At 44.3% G+C, this 14,900-nt stretch carries 14 protein-coding genes; 8 read left to right on the top strand and 6 right to left on the bottom strand.

Translation table 11 applies throughout. The annotated features are described in order from the left end of the window. The first annotated feature begins 57 nt into the window (after positions 1-57). Together BLR43_RS11540 and BLR43_RS11535 are read left to right on the top strand one after the other, a co-directional pair. Positions 58-1,707: an FAD-dependent oxidoreductase gene (locus tag BLR43_RS11540; protein WP_093071218.1), complete on the top strand. Its 1,650-nt coding sequence runs from the start codon at positions 58-60 to the stop codon at positions 1,705-1,707. Between the two features lie 85 nt (positions 1,708-1,792). Then, positions 1,793-2,389, top strand: a complete 597-nt coding sequence (locus BLR43_RS11535; RefSeq protein ID WP_093071216.1) for a GNAT family N-acetyltransferase — start codon at positions 1,793-1,795, stop codon at positions 2,387-2,389. 3 nt (positions 2,390-2,392) lie between these two features. Here BLR43_RS11535 and BLR43_RS11530 read toward each other — a convergent pair whose 3' ends face one another. The 4 genes from BLR43_RS11530 to BLR43_RS11515 form a co-directional block, all read right to left on the bottom strand. Further along, positions 2,393-2,614: a hypothetical protein gene (locus BLR43_RS11530; RefSeq protein WP_093071214.1), complete on the bottom strand. Its 222-nt coding sequence runs from the start codon at positions 2,612-2,614 to the stop codon at positions 2,393-2,395. A 135-nt stretch (positions 2,615-2,749) separates the two neighbouring features. After that, a complete protein-coding gene (gene gorA, locus BLR43_RS11525; RefSeq protein ID WP_093071211.1) occupies positions 2,750-4,105 on the bottom strand; it encodes a glutathione-disulfide reductase in 1,356 nt (451 codons plus the stop codon). Positions 4,106-4,247: 142 nt separating this feature from the next. After that, positions 4,248-4,700: a threonine/serine exporter family protein gene (locus BLR43_RS11520; RefSeq protein WP_068037441.1), complete on the bottom strand. Its 453-nt coding sequence runs from the start codon at positions 4,698-4,700 to the stop codon at positions 4,248-4,250. Further along, the gene (locus BLR43_RS11515; protein WP_093071208.1) at positions 4,701-5,489 is read right to left on the bottom strand and encodes a threonine/serine exporter family protein; all 789 of its coding nucleotides are present in this window, start codon (positions 5,487-5,489) and stop codon (positions 4,701-4,703) included. 117 nt (positions 5,490-5,606) lie between these two features. Here BLR43_RS11515 and BLR43_RS11510 point away from each other — a divergent pair, with 117 nt between their 5' ends. From BLR43_RS11510 to BLR43_RS11500, 3 genes are all read left to right on the top strand, one after another. Beyond that, positions 5,607-5,888: a DUF503 domain-containing protein gene (locus BLR43_RS11510; protein ID WP_093071206.1), complete on the top strand. Its 282-nt coding sequence runs from the start codon at positions 5,607-5,609 to the stop codon at positions 5,886-5,888. A gap of 109 nt (positions 5,889-5,997) precedes the next feature. Further along, the gene (locus BLR43_RS11505; RefSeq protein ID WP_093071203.1) at positions 5,998-7,059 is read left to right on the top strand and encodes a phosphoribosyltransferase-like anti-phage protein; all 1,062 of its coding nucleotides are present in this window, start codon (positions 5,998-6,000) and stop codon (positions 7,057-7,059) included. A gap of 1 nt (position 7,060) precedes the next feature. Next, a complete protein-coding gene (locus BLR43_RS11500; RefSeq protein ID WP_093071200.1) occupies positions 7,061-7,666 on the top strand; it encodes a riboflavin biosynthesis intermediates N-glycosidase in 606 nt (201 codons plus the stop codon). A gap of 104 nt (positions 7,667-7,770) precedes the next feature. Here BLR43_RS11500 and uvrA read toward each other — a convergent pair whose 3' ends face one another. After that, entirely contained in the window at positions 7,771-10,683 is a 2,913-nt protein-coding gene (gene uvrA, locus BLR43_RS11495) for an excinuclease ABC subunit UvrA (RefSeq protein WP_093071198.1), read from the bottom strand. A 669-nt stretch (positions 10,684-11,352) separates the two neighbouring features. Here uvrA and BLR43_RS11490 point away from each other — a divergent pair. From BLR43_RS11490 to ssb, 3 genes are all read left to right on the top strand, one after another. Continuing rightward, entirely contained in the window at positions 11,353-12,717 is a 1,365-nt protein-coding gene (locus BLR43_RS11490) for an MFS transporter (protein ID WP_093071196.1), read from the top strand. Between the two features lie 141 nt (positions 12,718-12,858). After that, entirely contained in the window at positions 12,859-13,449 is a 591-nt protein-coding gene (locus tag BLR43_RS11485) for a DUF3833 domain-containing protein (RefSeq protein WP_093071193.1), read from the top strand. Positions 13,450-13,671: 222 nt separating this feature from the next. After that, complete coding sequence (ssb, locus tag BLR43_RS11480; protein ID WP_093071191.1) at positions 13,672-14,286, top strand: single-stranded DNA-binding protein; 615 nt, start codon at positions 13,672-13,674, stop codon at positions 14,284-14,286. Positions 14,287-14,589: 303 nt separating this feature from the next. Here ssb and BLR43_RS11475 read toward each other — a convergent pair. Next, the coding region (locus BLR43_RS11475; protein ID WP_208855959.1) for a transposase at positions 14,590-14,900 on the bottom strand (311 nt) is incomplete at its 5' end.

The following is a 14,900-nucleotide window of genomic DNA, read 5'->3' as shown; positions in this document are numbered from 1 at the left end:
AGGGCTATTTTCAACACGCCGTCATCAGGAACTCATTATAACTGTTAAGGAAGCATTATGACCAAGGCGATGATCAACACAGTCACGATAACAAAATCGGATATTCCAAATGGCGGAATGAAATCGTACAAGCAAGACGACGATAGTATCATTTTAATCACTCGTGATGACGATGAGTTCCATGCGTTCGATGGTAAATGCCCGCATGCGGGTGCAAATTTGGGTGATGGATTACGCTGCGGTCATCGAGTGGTTTGTCCTTGGCATCATGCGAGTTTTGATAGCCGCGATGGGTCGCTTCTAGAACCAATAGCGACAGAAGGTCTGACGCAGTATGAGCTTATCAATGACGGTGACAATGTGACGGTTGATACCTCAGCCACGATAAACAAGCCGATAGAAAACGACAAATTGACGGACACTCACACCATTATCGTCGGTGGCGGCGGTGCTGGGTTTATGACCGCGCATCAGTTGCGCCAAGGTGGCTATGGCGGCAAAATCACCATGATTAGCAAAGATGACAAAGCTCCTTATAACCGCCCATTATTATCGAAAGCATTTTTGGCAGGGAACATGGATGAAGATAAGCTATTATTGGGCGGATCAGATTGGGCGAGTAGCAACGATATTGATCTGCACCTGAATCAAACGGTCAGCGAAGTATTGCCCAATGAGGCGACCATTGTCATAAAAAATGAAAACGGCGACAGCACGCGGCAGACAGCGGACTTCTTAGTGGTGGCAACAGGGGCGTCGCCGATCACTCCGCCTATCAAAGGAGCAGAGACAGATGGCGTCTATACCTTGCGTAGCATGGCAGATGCCAAATTGATCAAAGCGGCCAGTCATGACCAGCGCGTGGTGATTATCGGTACAGGTTTTATCGGTATGGAGACCGCTTCGGCATTGGCACAAGCAGGCACGACTGCTTCTATTACCGTGATTGGACAAGGCAGCCGTGTAATGAGCAATATCGTCTCAGAAACGGTGAGTAACGCCTTAATTAAGCTACATGAAGAGAAGGGCATTAACTTTGTGTTTGACGCGACCGTCAATGAAATCACTAAGATTGAGCGTCAAGTGGACAAGGATGGAGATAGCAATAATCAGGCTTTCTCAAATGTAGGCGGCGTGACGTTGGCGAATGGCGAGCATATTGATGCTGATATTGTGGTCTTAGGTACAGGTGTGTCCCCGCGCACAGAGATATTGCATGAGGTCAATGATCCAGATGGTGTGCAAGTTGACGCTCATCTACAGCTGCGCGATGGTATCTATGCGCTCGGTGATATTGCCAAACCTACCAACCAAATGGGTCGTATGCGTATTGAGCATTGGCGCGTTGCATTACAACACGGTATGGTCACAGCCGCTGCAATCCTAAATAATGACAATGTCGATTCGCTAGAGGCGCGCATTCCCTTCTTTTGGACCATGCAATATGGCAAAAGCCTACGCTATAGCGGTCATGCGGCAACGCCCGATCACAATATCCTATTTGGAACACCAGATACGCTCGACTATATCGAATATTATTTTGATGACGAAGGCGCGGATACACGTGCGAGTGCGGCAAGTACGCTTGGACGTGATAAAGAGCTGGTTGCTTTCTCTGAACTATTACGCCGAGGTCATGCACCAACGCGCGCACAGCTTAATGCAGGGTTTGATATGGTTGATCAGGCGCATGCATTATCGCGCTAGTACTATAGACAGATAAGTATTAGTATTTAAGCTGGCTTAGGAAACTAGGCCAGTTTTTTTATAAATAAAAAAGGAACACTATAATATGAACGAAAGCCATTTGAGCAAAGATGCCGTATTTTTACGTCAGGCTGACGCGAGTGATATTGGCGCACTTGAGCGGTTATTAAACTGCTGCTATCGAGAGACAGCGGGCTGGACCAATGAGGCTGACTTAGTCGGCGGTATCCGTATCACGGCAGAGGAGCTGGCGAGTACGATTAATAATCCCACACACTATCTGTTTGTCTATCCAAAAACCACGACAGGTGAGCGTGATGCAAAAGAGACAGGTGAAATACTTGGTTGTATCGCTGTCGATATAAAAACTGATGCCAACTCAAACAAAAAAGCCTATATCGGTATGTTTGCGGTACATCCTGAACTACAAGGGCAGGGCATAGGGAACGTCCTCTTACAAGCGGCAGAGACTTTTGCAGATCGTCACTTGCAGTCACAGAACCAGCCCAGCCGCCTGACCATGTCTATCTTAAGTCATCGGCCTGAGCTTTTGGCTTACTATCAGCGCCGTGGCTATCAGTTAAATGGTAATAAAATACCGTTTCCCAACGATGGTAATAATGGCGAGCCAAAACGTGAAGACTTAGAGTTATTGGAGTTAGAAAAAAGGGTCAGTGCATAGCCCCTATCTTGATGGCCCCCAAAAATGCCCAAAGGTCATAAACAGCCCAATGCTGAGTAAGATAAATGCCACAATGATTAAGCGCTTAAACCAATTAAAGGCGGGCACGCGCGTGGCATTATCATCAGACATGAGAAAAGCGAATAAAAATAGCAAACTTCCTGCCAAGGTCATGATGCCTAAGCCCACGGGTAATATAAAAAGGTACACCTGCCACACAGTCATCTCGCAACGGTCATTATTAAACGCATCATAGCAGTATCAGGATTGTGCTGTCTGTATGTGGTTTTACACTAAAGCAAAAATAGACAATAAAAAAGGCCATTTGTTAAAAATAGCCTTTCTTCTCATTCAGTCTGTCTAACGCATCGTCACAAACTCTTCTGCACCGGTTGGATGAATAGCAACGGTATTATCAAAGTCTGCTTTGGTCGCGCCCATCTTCACTGCTACGGCAAACCCTTGCAGCATCTCATCGACACCGTAACCGATGCCATGTAAGCCGATGATTTTTTCCTCCTCACCTAAGCATACCAGCTTCATTACGCACTTTTGGCGATGCTGAGTCACGGCGCTATACATCGAGGTAAAGGTCGAGGTGTAGCACTTAATGTTGTCTTTGCCATGTAGCTTGACCGCGTCAATCTCAGATAAGCCAATAGTACCGATAGCGGGATGAGTAAATATAACCGTCGGTATCAAATCATAAACCAAATGCTCATCGGTCTTGTTGTTAAACAAGCGCTCAGACAGACGCCTACCAGCGGCGATGGCAACTGGTGTCAGATCAATGCTGTTTTCGATAATGTCACCGACCGCGTAAATACCATCGACATTGGTATTTTGGAATTTATCGACTTTGATTTTGCCAAACTCGGTGGTTTCTACGCCCGTTACTTGTAGGTTGATGTTGTCGGTTGAAGGCGCGCGCCCAATCGCCCAAATCAGACAATCAACCGTATCTAGCGTACCATCTTTGGTAAATAGCTCTAAGCTGCCATCTTCGTTTTTATTGACCTCAGTGAGCGTAGTGTTGGTGTGCAAATGAATACCGTCTTGCTCCATCTCTATCAGCAGCGCCTCAACGATAGTGTGATCAAACGAGCGTAGCGGAGAATGCTGACGCACGTATAGATGTACCTCAGCGCCGAGGCTGTTCAGCACGCCTGCGATTTCAACAGCGATATAACCTGCGCCTGCGATAGCGACGCGTTTGGGCAAATGAGTCAATTTAAAAAAACCATCAGAATCGATACCGTGCTCTGCGCCTGGGATATCAGGGAAAATAGGATGACCGCCCGTCGCAATCAAAATATGGTCAGCAGTGATTTGCTCGCCATTGACCTCAACCGTATTGGTATCGACGAATTTAGCAAAGCCTTTAATCACTTCCACGCCGTTTTTGGCTAAGTTATTGTCATAAGCGCGATGGATATTCTCGATGTACTGCTGACGGCTTTGAATGAGTTTTTGAAAATCGAAATTCTTTAACTCAACCTCGAATCCGTAGTCTGGCGCGTACTTCTCAATCGCCTCGGCGACTTGCGCGCCGTACCACATCACCTTTTTGGGTACGCAGCCCCAATTGACGCAAGTGCCGCCTAATTCATCCGCTTCGATAATGGCGCATTTTTTGCCGTAGCTGGCCGCGCGGTTGATTGAGGCAATACCGCCGCTACCGCCACCAATGGCGATATAATCATAATGTTTGCTCATGTTTTATCCTTGTATGTATGATTGATAAGTGCTGTCTTGAGTATTTTCGCGGCAGAGTGCAACCGACCACTGTGGGTATAGTACAACATAAACAGCCGCTATGAAGAAAATGGGCAAGGACCCAACATACTATAAACGATACCTAAACAATGGCGCGACGTCTATAAAATAACAACCCAGGAATGGACAGACCCAGCACCAACCCTGAGGTCACAAACAAGGCTTCGAATAAATACACCATCATTTGGCTAAATAACTCGTCTGAAAAGCCAAAGTAACCAATCTGCACCATACTGACCATCGCCTTATAAGCGGCGATACCTGGCATCATACAGATGACGCTGGGTGAGATTAACGCTTTGGGCGGTAGGGTGTATTTTTTAGAAAAGTACACCCCCAAAAAGCTGGCGAGCATCGCGCCAAAAAAGCTGGCCACCACCAGATGTATATGCTGATAGACCAGCGCCGTTTTTAACCCAAAGCCAAACGCCGTCATCAGCAGACACGGCAAAATATAGCGTTTGGGCACGCTAAACATCAGCGTCCAACCAAGGGTGATAATACACGACAGCACAACGGTCTCAATAAACCACATCTAAAACCCCCAGTGCTGTATGCGTAGTAACATCAGCGCCATCACGATGCCAACGCACGCGGATAAGGTCAGCATATAGGTAAAGACGGCACGACCAATCCCAATATTGACATAGCCCTTTAAGATATCGGACAAAGAGTTAATCAGCGGAAAGCTTGGAATCAGTAGCAACACGCTAGAAGCCACGGCAATATCGGCATTATTGCCAATATCAAAATAATAGGTCGTCGCGCCAATGAGCGAGGCAATAAAAGCCGTCACGATGACGGTGATAAAGGGATTGAAGTGGTGCTTTGCTAAGTAGATGCGGGTGAACATTGCCACCATACCAGCGATAAAGGTTACGGCGGTAATCGACCAACTGCCGCCATTTAAATAAGCAAACGCTGCACATGACGCACCAACAAATATACTGACTAGCCATGTCGGATATACGGTTTTATCCAACTCATCAAACGCAAGCGTTGTGCGGTCAATCAACTCATTGCGATCGACAGTAGCTTCGGTTTTATTGACGATTTGCTGAATTTGTACCAATAAATTGACATTGATACTCTGATTGATCGTATCTCGGGTGGTGGTAATACAGCGCTCATCACAGATAGTCGTCAAAGTGATCGCATTAAAATTTAGCGAACACTCGACGCTACTCATTCCCAATGCAAACCCCAAACGCTTCGATAAGTCCACTACCACGGCAGACTCAGCGCCATACTGCATAAGGAGTAAGCCGCAGCGCACGCAGAGTCGAGTGATGCGTTGCTGCTGTACGTAGCTGATAGAAGTCATTGGAGGAATGTGCATATTGGCTGCGATATCGATATGGATAGAGGTAAAGATAGCATAACTTGCCTTGCTTATTTGCTACTATTATAAAGCGTAAACCACTGTCACAAGGAGAATAAAATGCATATCGCTATCTTAACGCTGACTTTTGCGCTACCTGGTTGTAGCTCATTAAAAGAAAAACGCCAACGTATGGGCGGCCTGCACGCACGTTTTGGCAATACGCCAAGCGTTGCGGTGTGCGAAAGCGGCGCGCGCGATCGGCATGACGCCAGCGAATGGACATTCGTTATAGTCGGACTCTATAAACGGGACATCGAGTCGCAATGCAGTCAGATCGAAAAAAAAATAGAACGCACGGTGGATGCAAGGGTGATGAATGTTGAGCGGGATTTTATTTAGGGTGAATTAGGATAGTGTAGTAATATTTTGAATGTTTTTCTTTCATCAGAGATAGAGTTTGTTCTACAATACCTGCACATAAGTTTATAATTAGATGAAGGTTAAGAATATGGAAGAATTAGCTCATCAAATCTCTGAAATCATCTTATGCTATCGAGAAGATGACATAGATGGATGTTTTTATAATACTGTAATGACACCTGAACATGTTATAAATTGGGTAAATCAGTTTGATGAAAATGATAGAGAGTTCTTGCTATCAGAGCTTCTACATATTTTGCCAAAAAGTTATTTTTCAAAAGCTTTCATGCTAAAGTTTTTAGATGTAGTATTGACAAAGGTATCTGTGGATTTAGGATATGAAAATTTGTATAATTTCCTTCTTGACGCTCAGATAATTCAATGCCAAGGTTCGAAAAAAAGTCAAACTGAAATATTAATATTATTAGATGAGATATTTAAAGATAAATTTGGAAAGTCTATAAAAGACTTTCCTTTAGGTGATGTTAAATACTGGATCTATATTGATGATCTTTTAGCATCGGGTGGAACATTCAAAAGAAATATTATTAAGGAAATAGAACATCATGCTCTCGATGGTGGCTTTAAAAATTCAAATGTAGAAATAGTTTGTTTATTTATAGGGTTACATAGTTTAGGCTGGAAAAATACTAAGTACTCTCTCAATCAGGCTTTGAGTTGGAATGTTAGTGAAAGAATTAAAGCATATATGTATTTAGATTTTGAAAACAATATAAAGGAAACAGGATCTAAGCTTAACATTGTTTATCCTAAGAAAAATGAAGAAGGTTTGAATTTCCTTGATTTTCTTGAGGGTTCTTTTGTGCGTGATTACCCTATGAGAAACGAGAATATTGCATTCAGACCATTACACTTACCCATAACAGAAGAATTTTATAGTAGTCCTCAGTCTAGAGATAGGTATGAAAATATTTTACTAAGAAAGGGAATAGATCTAATACATAATACTCAAAATCTCACGGTAGAAAGTATAAGACCGCTAGGTATGACTAATCCATCAAACAAAACACTAGGAACTGGTAGCCACTTTTTTACTTGGAGAAATATATCAAATACTTGTCCCATAGTTTTTTGGTGGGAAGCTAATGATTGGTATCCGCTATTCCCTGTAAAAAATAGAGGAGTGTGATATGAGTTTGAGTATACGCCACTACAAGAGTAGTGAGTGTGTAACGTTTAAAAGCACAAAAGGTGAGTTTGGAGCTTTATCAAATATGGCTCCGAATTTTCCCATATATATTAATCAAACCAAGCTTAAGACCTCAGAAGCACTATACCAAGCCCTACGGTTTCCTAATCATCCTGAAATTCAACATCAGATCATTTTGCATAGAAGCCCTATATCAGCTAAAAAATATGGAAGGGAGCATATTGATTTAACTAGAGCAGACTGGAATCAAGTTAGGTTTAAGATAATGAGATTTTGTATCGAATTAAAACTTTTTCAAAACTTTGATCGGTTTTCTGAGGTGCTTTTGTCAACAGGTGACTATCCAATAGTTGAGTATTCCGATAAAGATAAAGTTTGGGGTGCTACTTTTCAAAATGGCTATTATATAGGAACAAATGCTTTGGGACGATATTTGATGGAATTAAGAGAAAAAGTTAAAAGTAAAAAATTCGAATTAACTATGCCTGATGTATTAGATATGAAAATATTAAACCAATTAATTGATATTCACTCTGTATCTTCATATCCTGAAAATTCTATATTAGAGCAGACTAAGTTATTCTAATTATATTAAAAATGGATTTTATTTGAAGTAGCTTGATACTAAGTGAACAAAAAAGGCCACCCTAAAAGAGCAGCCTTTAAATTAAAACCAAACAATTAACTAAACTAACCCGCCTCAGAAACCACCTGCGTAAGCATCGGCTTCAAAAACTCACCCGTGTGTGAGCCTTCGACCTCTGCGACATCTTCTGGCGTACCCTCCGCGATAATCATGCCGCCGCCTTTACCGCCTTCAGGGCCAAGATCAATGACCCAATCCGCGGTTTTGATAACATCCAAATTATGCTCGATGACCACGATGGTGTTACCTTTATCGCGTAGCGCATGCAAGATGTTGAGCAGCTTATCAATATCATGGAAATGCAGGCCAGTGGTCGGCTCATCCAAGATATATAGCGTCTGTCCCGTGTCGCGTTTGGCAAGCTCGCGTGCCAGTTTCACTCGCTGCGCTTCACCGCCCGATAGGGTAGGCGCGGATTGACCCAAGCGAATGTAGCTAAGCCCTACATCCATGAGCGCTTGCAGGCGACGATAGATCGCTGGAATCGCCGAGAAGAACTCAGTGGCGTCCTCTACCGTCATCTCGAGCACGTCAGCGATGGTTTTGCCTTTATAGTGAATCTCTAAGGTCTCGCGGTTATAACGCTTGCCTTCACAGGTGTCACAAGGCACATACATATCCGGTAAGAAATGCATCTCAACTTTGATGAGACCGTCGCCTTGGCACATCTCACAGCGTCCGCCTTTGACGTTGAAGCTAAAGCGCCCAGCTTTATAACCACGTGCGCGGGCTTCAGGGGTTTGCGCGAACATCTCACGCACGGGAGTGAAGACGCCAGTATAAGTCGCAGGATTGGAGCGCGGGGTACGACCAATTGGGCTTTGGTCGATATCGACCATTTTATCCAAATGCTCAAGACCGCTAATGCTGTCATGCTTATCCGCGATTAGCGTTGAGGCGTTATTTAACTGCGTCGCTGCCAATGGCATAAGCGTACGGTTGATCAAGGTTGATTTGCCAGAACCGGATACGCCCGTTACACAAGTCATCACCCCAACGGGCAGGCTCAGATCGACGTCTTTTAGGTTGTTGCCTGAGGCGCCTTTGAGCTCGATCGTCATCGGTACCTTTTTAGTTTTGGCTGTTGCTTTACCTTTAACCTCGACCTCTACGGTTTTGGCTTTATGCCGCACTTTTGGTATCTCAATGCGTTTTTCGCCCGACATATATTGTCCGGTGAGCGAGTCTGGCGTTGCCATCACTTCATCGACCGTACCCTCGGCGATGATATGACCACCGTGTACGCCAGCCCCAATACCGATATCGATGACGTGATCCGCTTGACGAATCGCATCTTCATCGTGCTCAACGACCAGTACGGTATTACCTAAATCACGCAGGCGTGTTAAAGTTTTAAGCAAGCGGTCGTTATCACGCTGATGCAAGCCAATGGACGGCTCATCAAGGACATACATCACGCCCATCAGACCCGCACCAATTTGACTGGCCAAACGAATACGCTGTGCTTCACCGCCGGATAGGGTTTCGGCAGAGCGCGCTAGGGTCAGATAATCGAGGCCAACGCTCACGAGGAAGTTTAAGCGCTCGTTAATCTCTTTAAAGATCTTCTCTGCCACCTCACCTTTATGACCGCCAATTTTTAGCGTTTTATAATAATCAGCAGAATCACCGATAGAGAGCTTAACGATGTCAGCGATGGTCTGGTCATCGACACGCACGTTACGCGAGATTTCATTGAGGCGCGCGCCATCGCAAACGTTACACGTGGTGTCAGCCAGATACTTTGCCAGCTCGTCCCGCACTAAGTTGCTTTGCGTTTTGGCATAACGGCGCTCAAGATAGGGTAGTACGCCTTCAAAAGGAACGGTTTTATTGGTTTTACGTCCGCGCTCATCGGTAAAGTTAAAGGTGAGCTTTTCTTTGCCAGAACCCTGCATGATGATGTCTTGATGCGCTTTGCTCAGGTCTTGCCACGGCATATCCATATCGATATTAAAATGCTTACAGACCGTGCTCAGCAAACCAAAATAGTAGGCATGACGTTTATCCCAACCATTGATCGCGCCTTGATTAAGCGATTTTTCATGGTGAGTAATAAGTTTTTCAGCAGAGAAATACTGACGCTTACCGAGTCCATCACAAGTTGGGCAAGCACCGTAGGGGTTGTTAAAACTAAACATGCGCGGCTCAAGCTCAGGTACAGCGCGATCACAAATCGGACAGCTGTGCTTGGCAGACATCACTTGATTATCAGAGCCGCCCTCAGTAGGATTGCCATCCATAAAGTGCAGCGTCACTAGACCTTGTCCCAAACGTAGCGCGGTCTCCAAGCTCTCAGCGACACGGTTACCCAAATCATCACGAACCTTAAAGCGGTCAACCACCACTTCGATGGTGTGCTTTTTCTTTTTATCCAGTGTTGGTAGCTCATCGGTATCGTACACGTCGCCATCGACGCGTACACGGACAAACCCTTGTCCGATCAATTGCTCAAGCAGCACTGTATGCTCTCCTTTACGCTCACGCACTACTGGCGCAAGGATCATAAGCTTGGTCTCATCGGGGAGTGCCATAACCTGATCGACCATCTCGGTCACCGACTGCGCCACCATAGGTTCGCCATGCTCTGGGCAATAAGGCGTGCCGATACGCGCGTATAATAGACGCAGATAATCATAAATCTCGGTAATCGTCCCAACAGTTGAGCGCGGGTTATGGTTGGTCGATTTTTGCTCAATAGCAATCGCAGGAGAGAGACCCTCGATGCTATCGACTTCCGGCTTTTCCATCTGCGATAAGAACTGACGCGCATATGCTGACAAACTCTCGACATAGCGACGTTGCCCTTCAGCATAAAGCGTATCGAATGCCAGTGACGACTTACCAGAGCCAGACAAGCCAGTGATTACCACGAATTTATCTCGTGGAATGTCTAAATCAATGTTTTTTAAATTATGAGTACGTGCGCCGCGTATTGCGATATGGTCATGTGCCATCGTTTATGGGTTTCCTATTTGCTAAAAGAGTATTGGAAATATCTCAAATGAAAAGGTAAATACAGATCAGTAAAATTATGGGTTAAAAACGCGAATGATTTCTAAATTTATAATGTCGTTATAAATAGCTCTGTTATAAAAAATATGGTTATAAATAGTGCTTTTATAAAGTGTTCATACGTTCGTGAAGTAAGGGCTATACATGCCAATTTACTGTTTGCTTATTTTGCAGTCTTTGATGCGATTGATTTCTGTTCGACTAAGCAAATCTAAATCAAACCCCTGTTAAGTAACAGGCATCGTTTGTTATGGTTTTGACCAAAAATGTCATTTTACAGAGGAGTTTGTCGTTTGAACTGTCGTTCGAGCTAATGAATAATAATGTTTATAACGCCTTACTTTATTGTTATAGCGACCGCATTATTCAAGGTGTGATTGCGCATCTGACGCAGTTGGTAACAAAATAATTGCGTAGTATGAATGGCTTGGGTTGATGCGCTATAGGCGGGGGCGTCAGTAAGACAAAAGTCTCGGCAACCAAACGGCGAATGTCTTATACTAGGGGGCTTGATTTATAGGCCAGTGTCTTGATAAACCAGTAGTGATAAGTCATGGTGCAGTACAAGTACCAACAGTGAAAAACAGCAATGATCAATCAGTGAGGCAAGTATGAATAGCGTAGAGAAACGGGCAATCCTCGGAGTCGGTGGCATCTTTGCCTTGCGTATGATTGGCTTGTTTATGATTGTGCCGGTGTTTTCTGTTTATGGTGACAATTATGCACACGCGACGCCGTTTTTGATTGGCTTGGCAGTTGGTATCTACGGACTGGGTCAGGCGATCTTTCAGATACCGATGAGCCTTGCCGCCGATAAGTTTCCGCGTAAGCCGATTATCATGCTTGGGCTGATACTGTTTGCGGCGGGCGGTATTATTGCCGCCAATGCCACTGATATTTATCAGGTGATCATCGGGCGCGCGCTGGCAGGGAGCGGCGCGGTTTCTGCGGTGCTCATGGCATTGCTTGCCGACGTCACCCGCGAGGAGATGCGCACCAAGGCAATGGCGACGATGGGCTTGACTATTGCTACCTCCATCATGCTCGCCTTTGCCTTTGGGCCGTTATTAGTAGGCTCGCTTGGTATCTCAGGATTGTTTTGGTTGACGGCAGGATTTGCTATTTTAGCGATGCTGCTACTTTTTGTCGTACCCACGCCAATGCGCGTGCTCAAGCACAATCTGGATAACAAATCGATCGGTGAGCAACTCGCTACTGTGCTCAAAATCGGCGACTTAAACCGTTTGCACGTTGGAATTTTTGCGCTGCATTTGACCATGACAGCGATATTTGTGATCTTGCCGCATCAGCTCACAGAGGTGATGGGTCTATCGGTACGTCAGCAGGGCTTGGTCTACTTGCCGCTATTGTTTGTCGGCTTTGCCGTCGCCATTCCCTTTATTATCATCGCTGAAAAGAAACGTAAAATGCGCCAAGTATTTTTGAGCGCCATTGCCGTAATGACCGCAGCCTTGGCATTTCTTGCCTTTGGTAGCCAGATTGGGGTTGGTATTATTGTAGGTTTATTGCTCTATTTTATGGGTTTTAACTTACTTGAGGCCACTATTCCTTCGTGGATATCCAAGCGCGCCCCAGTCGCCAATAAAGCAACCGCGATGGGGCTTAATTCATCGAGCCAGTTTTTAGGTGCGTTCGTTGGTGGCGCGATGGGCGGGCTGCTATTGAATCAGTCTAACTTGCTGGCATGGGGGCTGTTGTCACTTGTCATGGGCATCGCATTGCTGCTGATTATACCCATTGCCCAGCCACCTTATCTGTCGAGCACGACAGTAACCATTCCTAAAAACATCAATATCCAAGATTGGTCTCGGCAGATGCTGGCAGTTGATGGCGTGGATGAGTTGGTCGTTATGGCAAAAGAGCAGGTCGCTTATTTAAAATTAGACAAGACCCAACTGACGGATGATTCACGTCAGCAGTTATCGAGTTTGGCGCAAAGTCCGTTAGATATTTAAATAGCGGCAGAGACCCAAATTTATAGAAATAAGGGCAAATAGGCAGAATTGAATGGGCAGCAGCCGTATAGATCGTGTAGCGTATAGATAATCATCAATCGGTGAGTGTCAGATATTTATCTCTATTTAAAAGGAATTGATATGAGTAAGTTTAATAAGCTGGCGATAGGTTTTGGACTTTCAGTCGCGCTACTGACCTCTGGCTGTGCCACGCAAAATATTCAAGCCTATCAGAACACCACACCAACGCTTGATATGCATAAGTTTTTCTCAGGTCAAATCGAGGGGTGGGGCATGTTCCAAGGGCGTGATGGTGAGGTCAAAAAACGCTTTTATGTCGATATCGATGCGACTCACGAAGGCGATGATGTCATAATTCTGGACGAAAAATTTTCGTGGGCAGATGGGTCAAAATCGCAGCGTATATGGCGACTGACTGAGAAAAGTAATGGACGCTGGATTGGTACAGCAGACGACGTCGTTGGCGAGGCAACAGGCGATGTGGTAGGCAATACCCTGCATTGGGATTATGTATTAAATCTGCCAGTCGAGGACAAAACCTACAAAGTGAATTTTGACGATTGGATGTATCTCATTAATGACGATGTCATGCTCAATCGTTCAGTGATGACAAAGTTTGGCGTCGAGCTTGGCAGCGTGACATTAAGTATGCATCGCAAGAACTCTTCCTCTAAATTACGTGATAGCAATCAAGGTGCTAACCAGAATTGATATAGTTTGAAAGTTTTCATCAGCGTTTTAAAATGGCAAAATAACAGCATCTTTATCTATTAAAATTTTAAATCTTAATTAATATGTCTAGGCGACATTTGTTGTCGTATATTAATAAAACCTGCTAGATATTTAAACAAAAATTGGTTAAAGTAAAATCATATCATTGATAGGAATCATTTTTTCTATCGAATAATTATTCATAAGTAAAAGGACGGTATCATGCGCGGAGTTAATAAAGTCATCATCATCGGTAATCTTGGTGCGGATCCTGAGGCACGCCAGTTCAATAATGGCGGTAGCGTGACTAATATCTCGGTTGCGACATCTGAGCAGTGGACGGATAAACAAAGCGGTGAAAAAAGAGAAGCGACAGAGTGGCATCGTATCTCACTGTTTAATCGTTTGGGTGAAATCGCTGCACAGTATCTGCGTAAAGGCAGCAAGGTCTATATCGAAGGCAGCTTGCGTACGCGGAAGTACCAAGACCAGAACGGTCAAGACCGTTATATCACTGAGATTCGTGCTGAGCAAATGCAGATGCTTGATGGTATGAGTGGTGGCCAAAGCGATAATGGAGGCTTTAGTAACAATCAAGGTGGACAGAACTCAAACAGTTACGGCAACCGAGGCGGTCAAAGCAACCAAAATAATTTCGGTCAGCAAGCAGGTAGCCAGCCAGCACAGCAAGGCGGCTACAATAACCAACCGAGTGGCGGTCAGAACAGCTTTAATAACCAAAATGCACCTGCGCCGCAAAATCAGTTTAATCAACCCGCGCAATCTAAGCCTACGGCAATGTCAGATGGCCCTGTAGACGATGATATCCCGTTTTAGGAATACAATAACCTGATAGTGTAGAGAAAAGTCATTAGAGCCTATACTTATAGGCTCTTTTTTTTGTTTAAAAGATAGAGATTTGAACAAGTATCTTTGAATTAAAAATCCCGTTAATAGCGGGGTTTTTAGTTTTTATGAATAAATTATTAGAAAATTACCTATATGTTTATATTCACGCGATATCAGAGATTAAGTATCAAATAATAGACTTACTTATTGTTATTTTGCTAATAAAAAACAAAACTTATGTTTATTTTTCATTCTGCTATTAAAGGCTGGAAATATATGCGATTACTATAGTCAGTTCAAAATAAAATTGTTATGGTTAGGACAAACATCATAAAACAACTTGGATAAGTCGTTTTCCAACCAGCCTTGGCGTAGAAACTTTACTTGTGCCCATTTCTTTTCAATAGGGTTCAAATCAGGGCTGTACGGTGGCAGCCATAGAATACGATGACCATGCCTATTCAGTAGCTTTTGAATGCGCTTCTTCTTATGAAATCGAGCGTTATCCATCACAATCACGCATTTGGTTTTAAGACTTGGGATTAGGGTTTGTTTGCACCAGTTGTAGAATATGCTGCTGTTAATGTTGTGCTTAAAGTAAT

Origin of the sequence: Psychrobacter pacificensis (assembly GCF_900101915.1) — a bacterium.
GTDB classification, from domain to species: Bacteria; Pseudomonadota; Gammaproteobacteria; order Pseudomonadales; family Moraxellaceae; genus Psychrobacter; species Psychrobacter pacificensis.
Note: the sequence above shows the minus strand (reverse complement) of the source record. Positions and strands in the feature narration are given on the sequence as shown.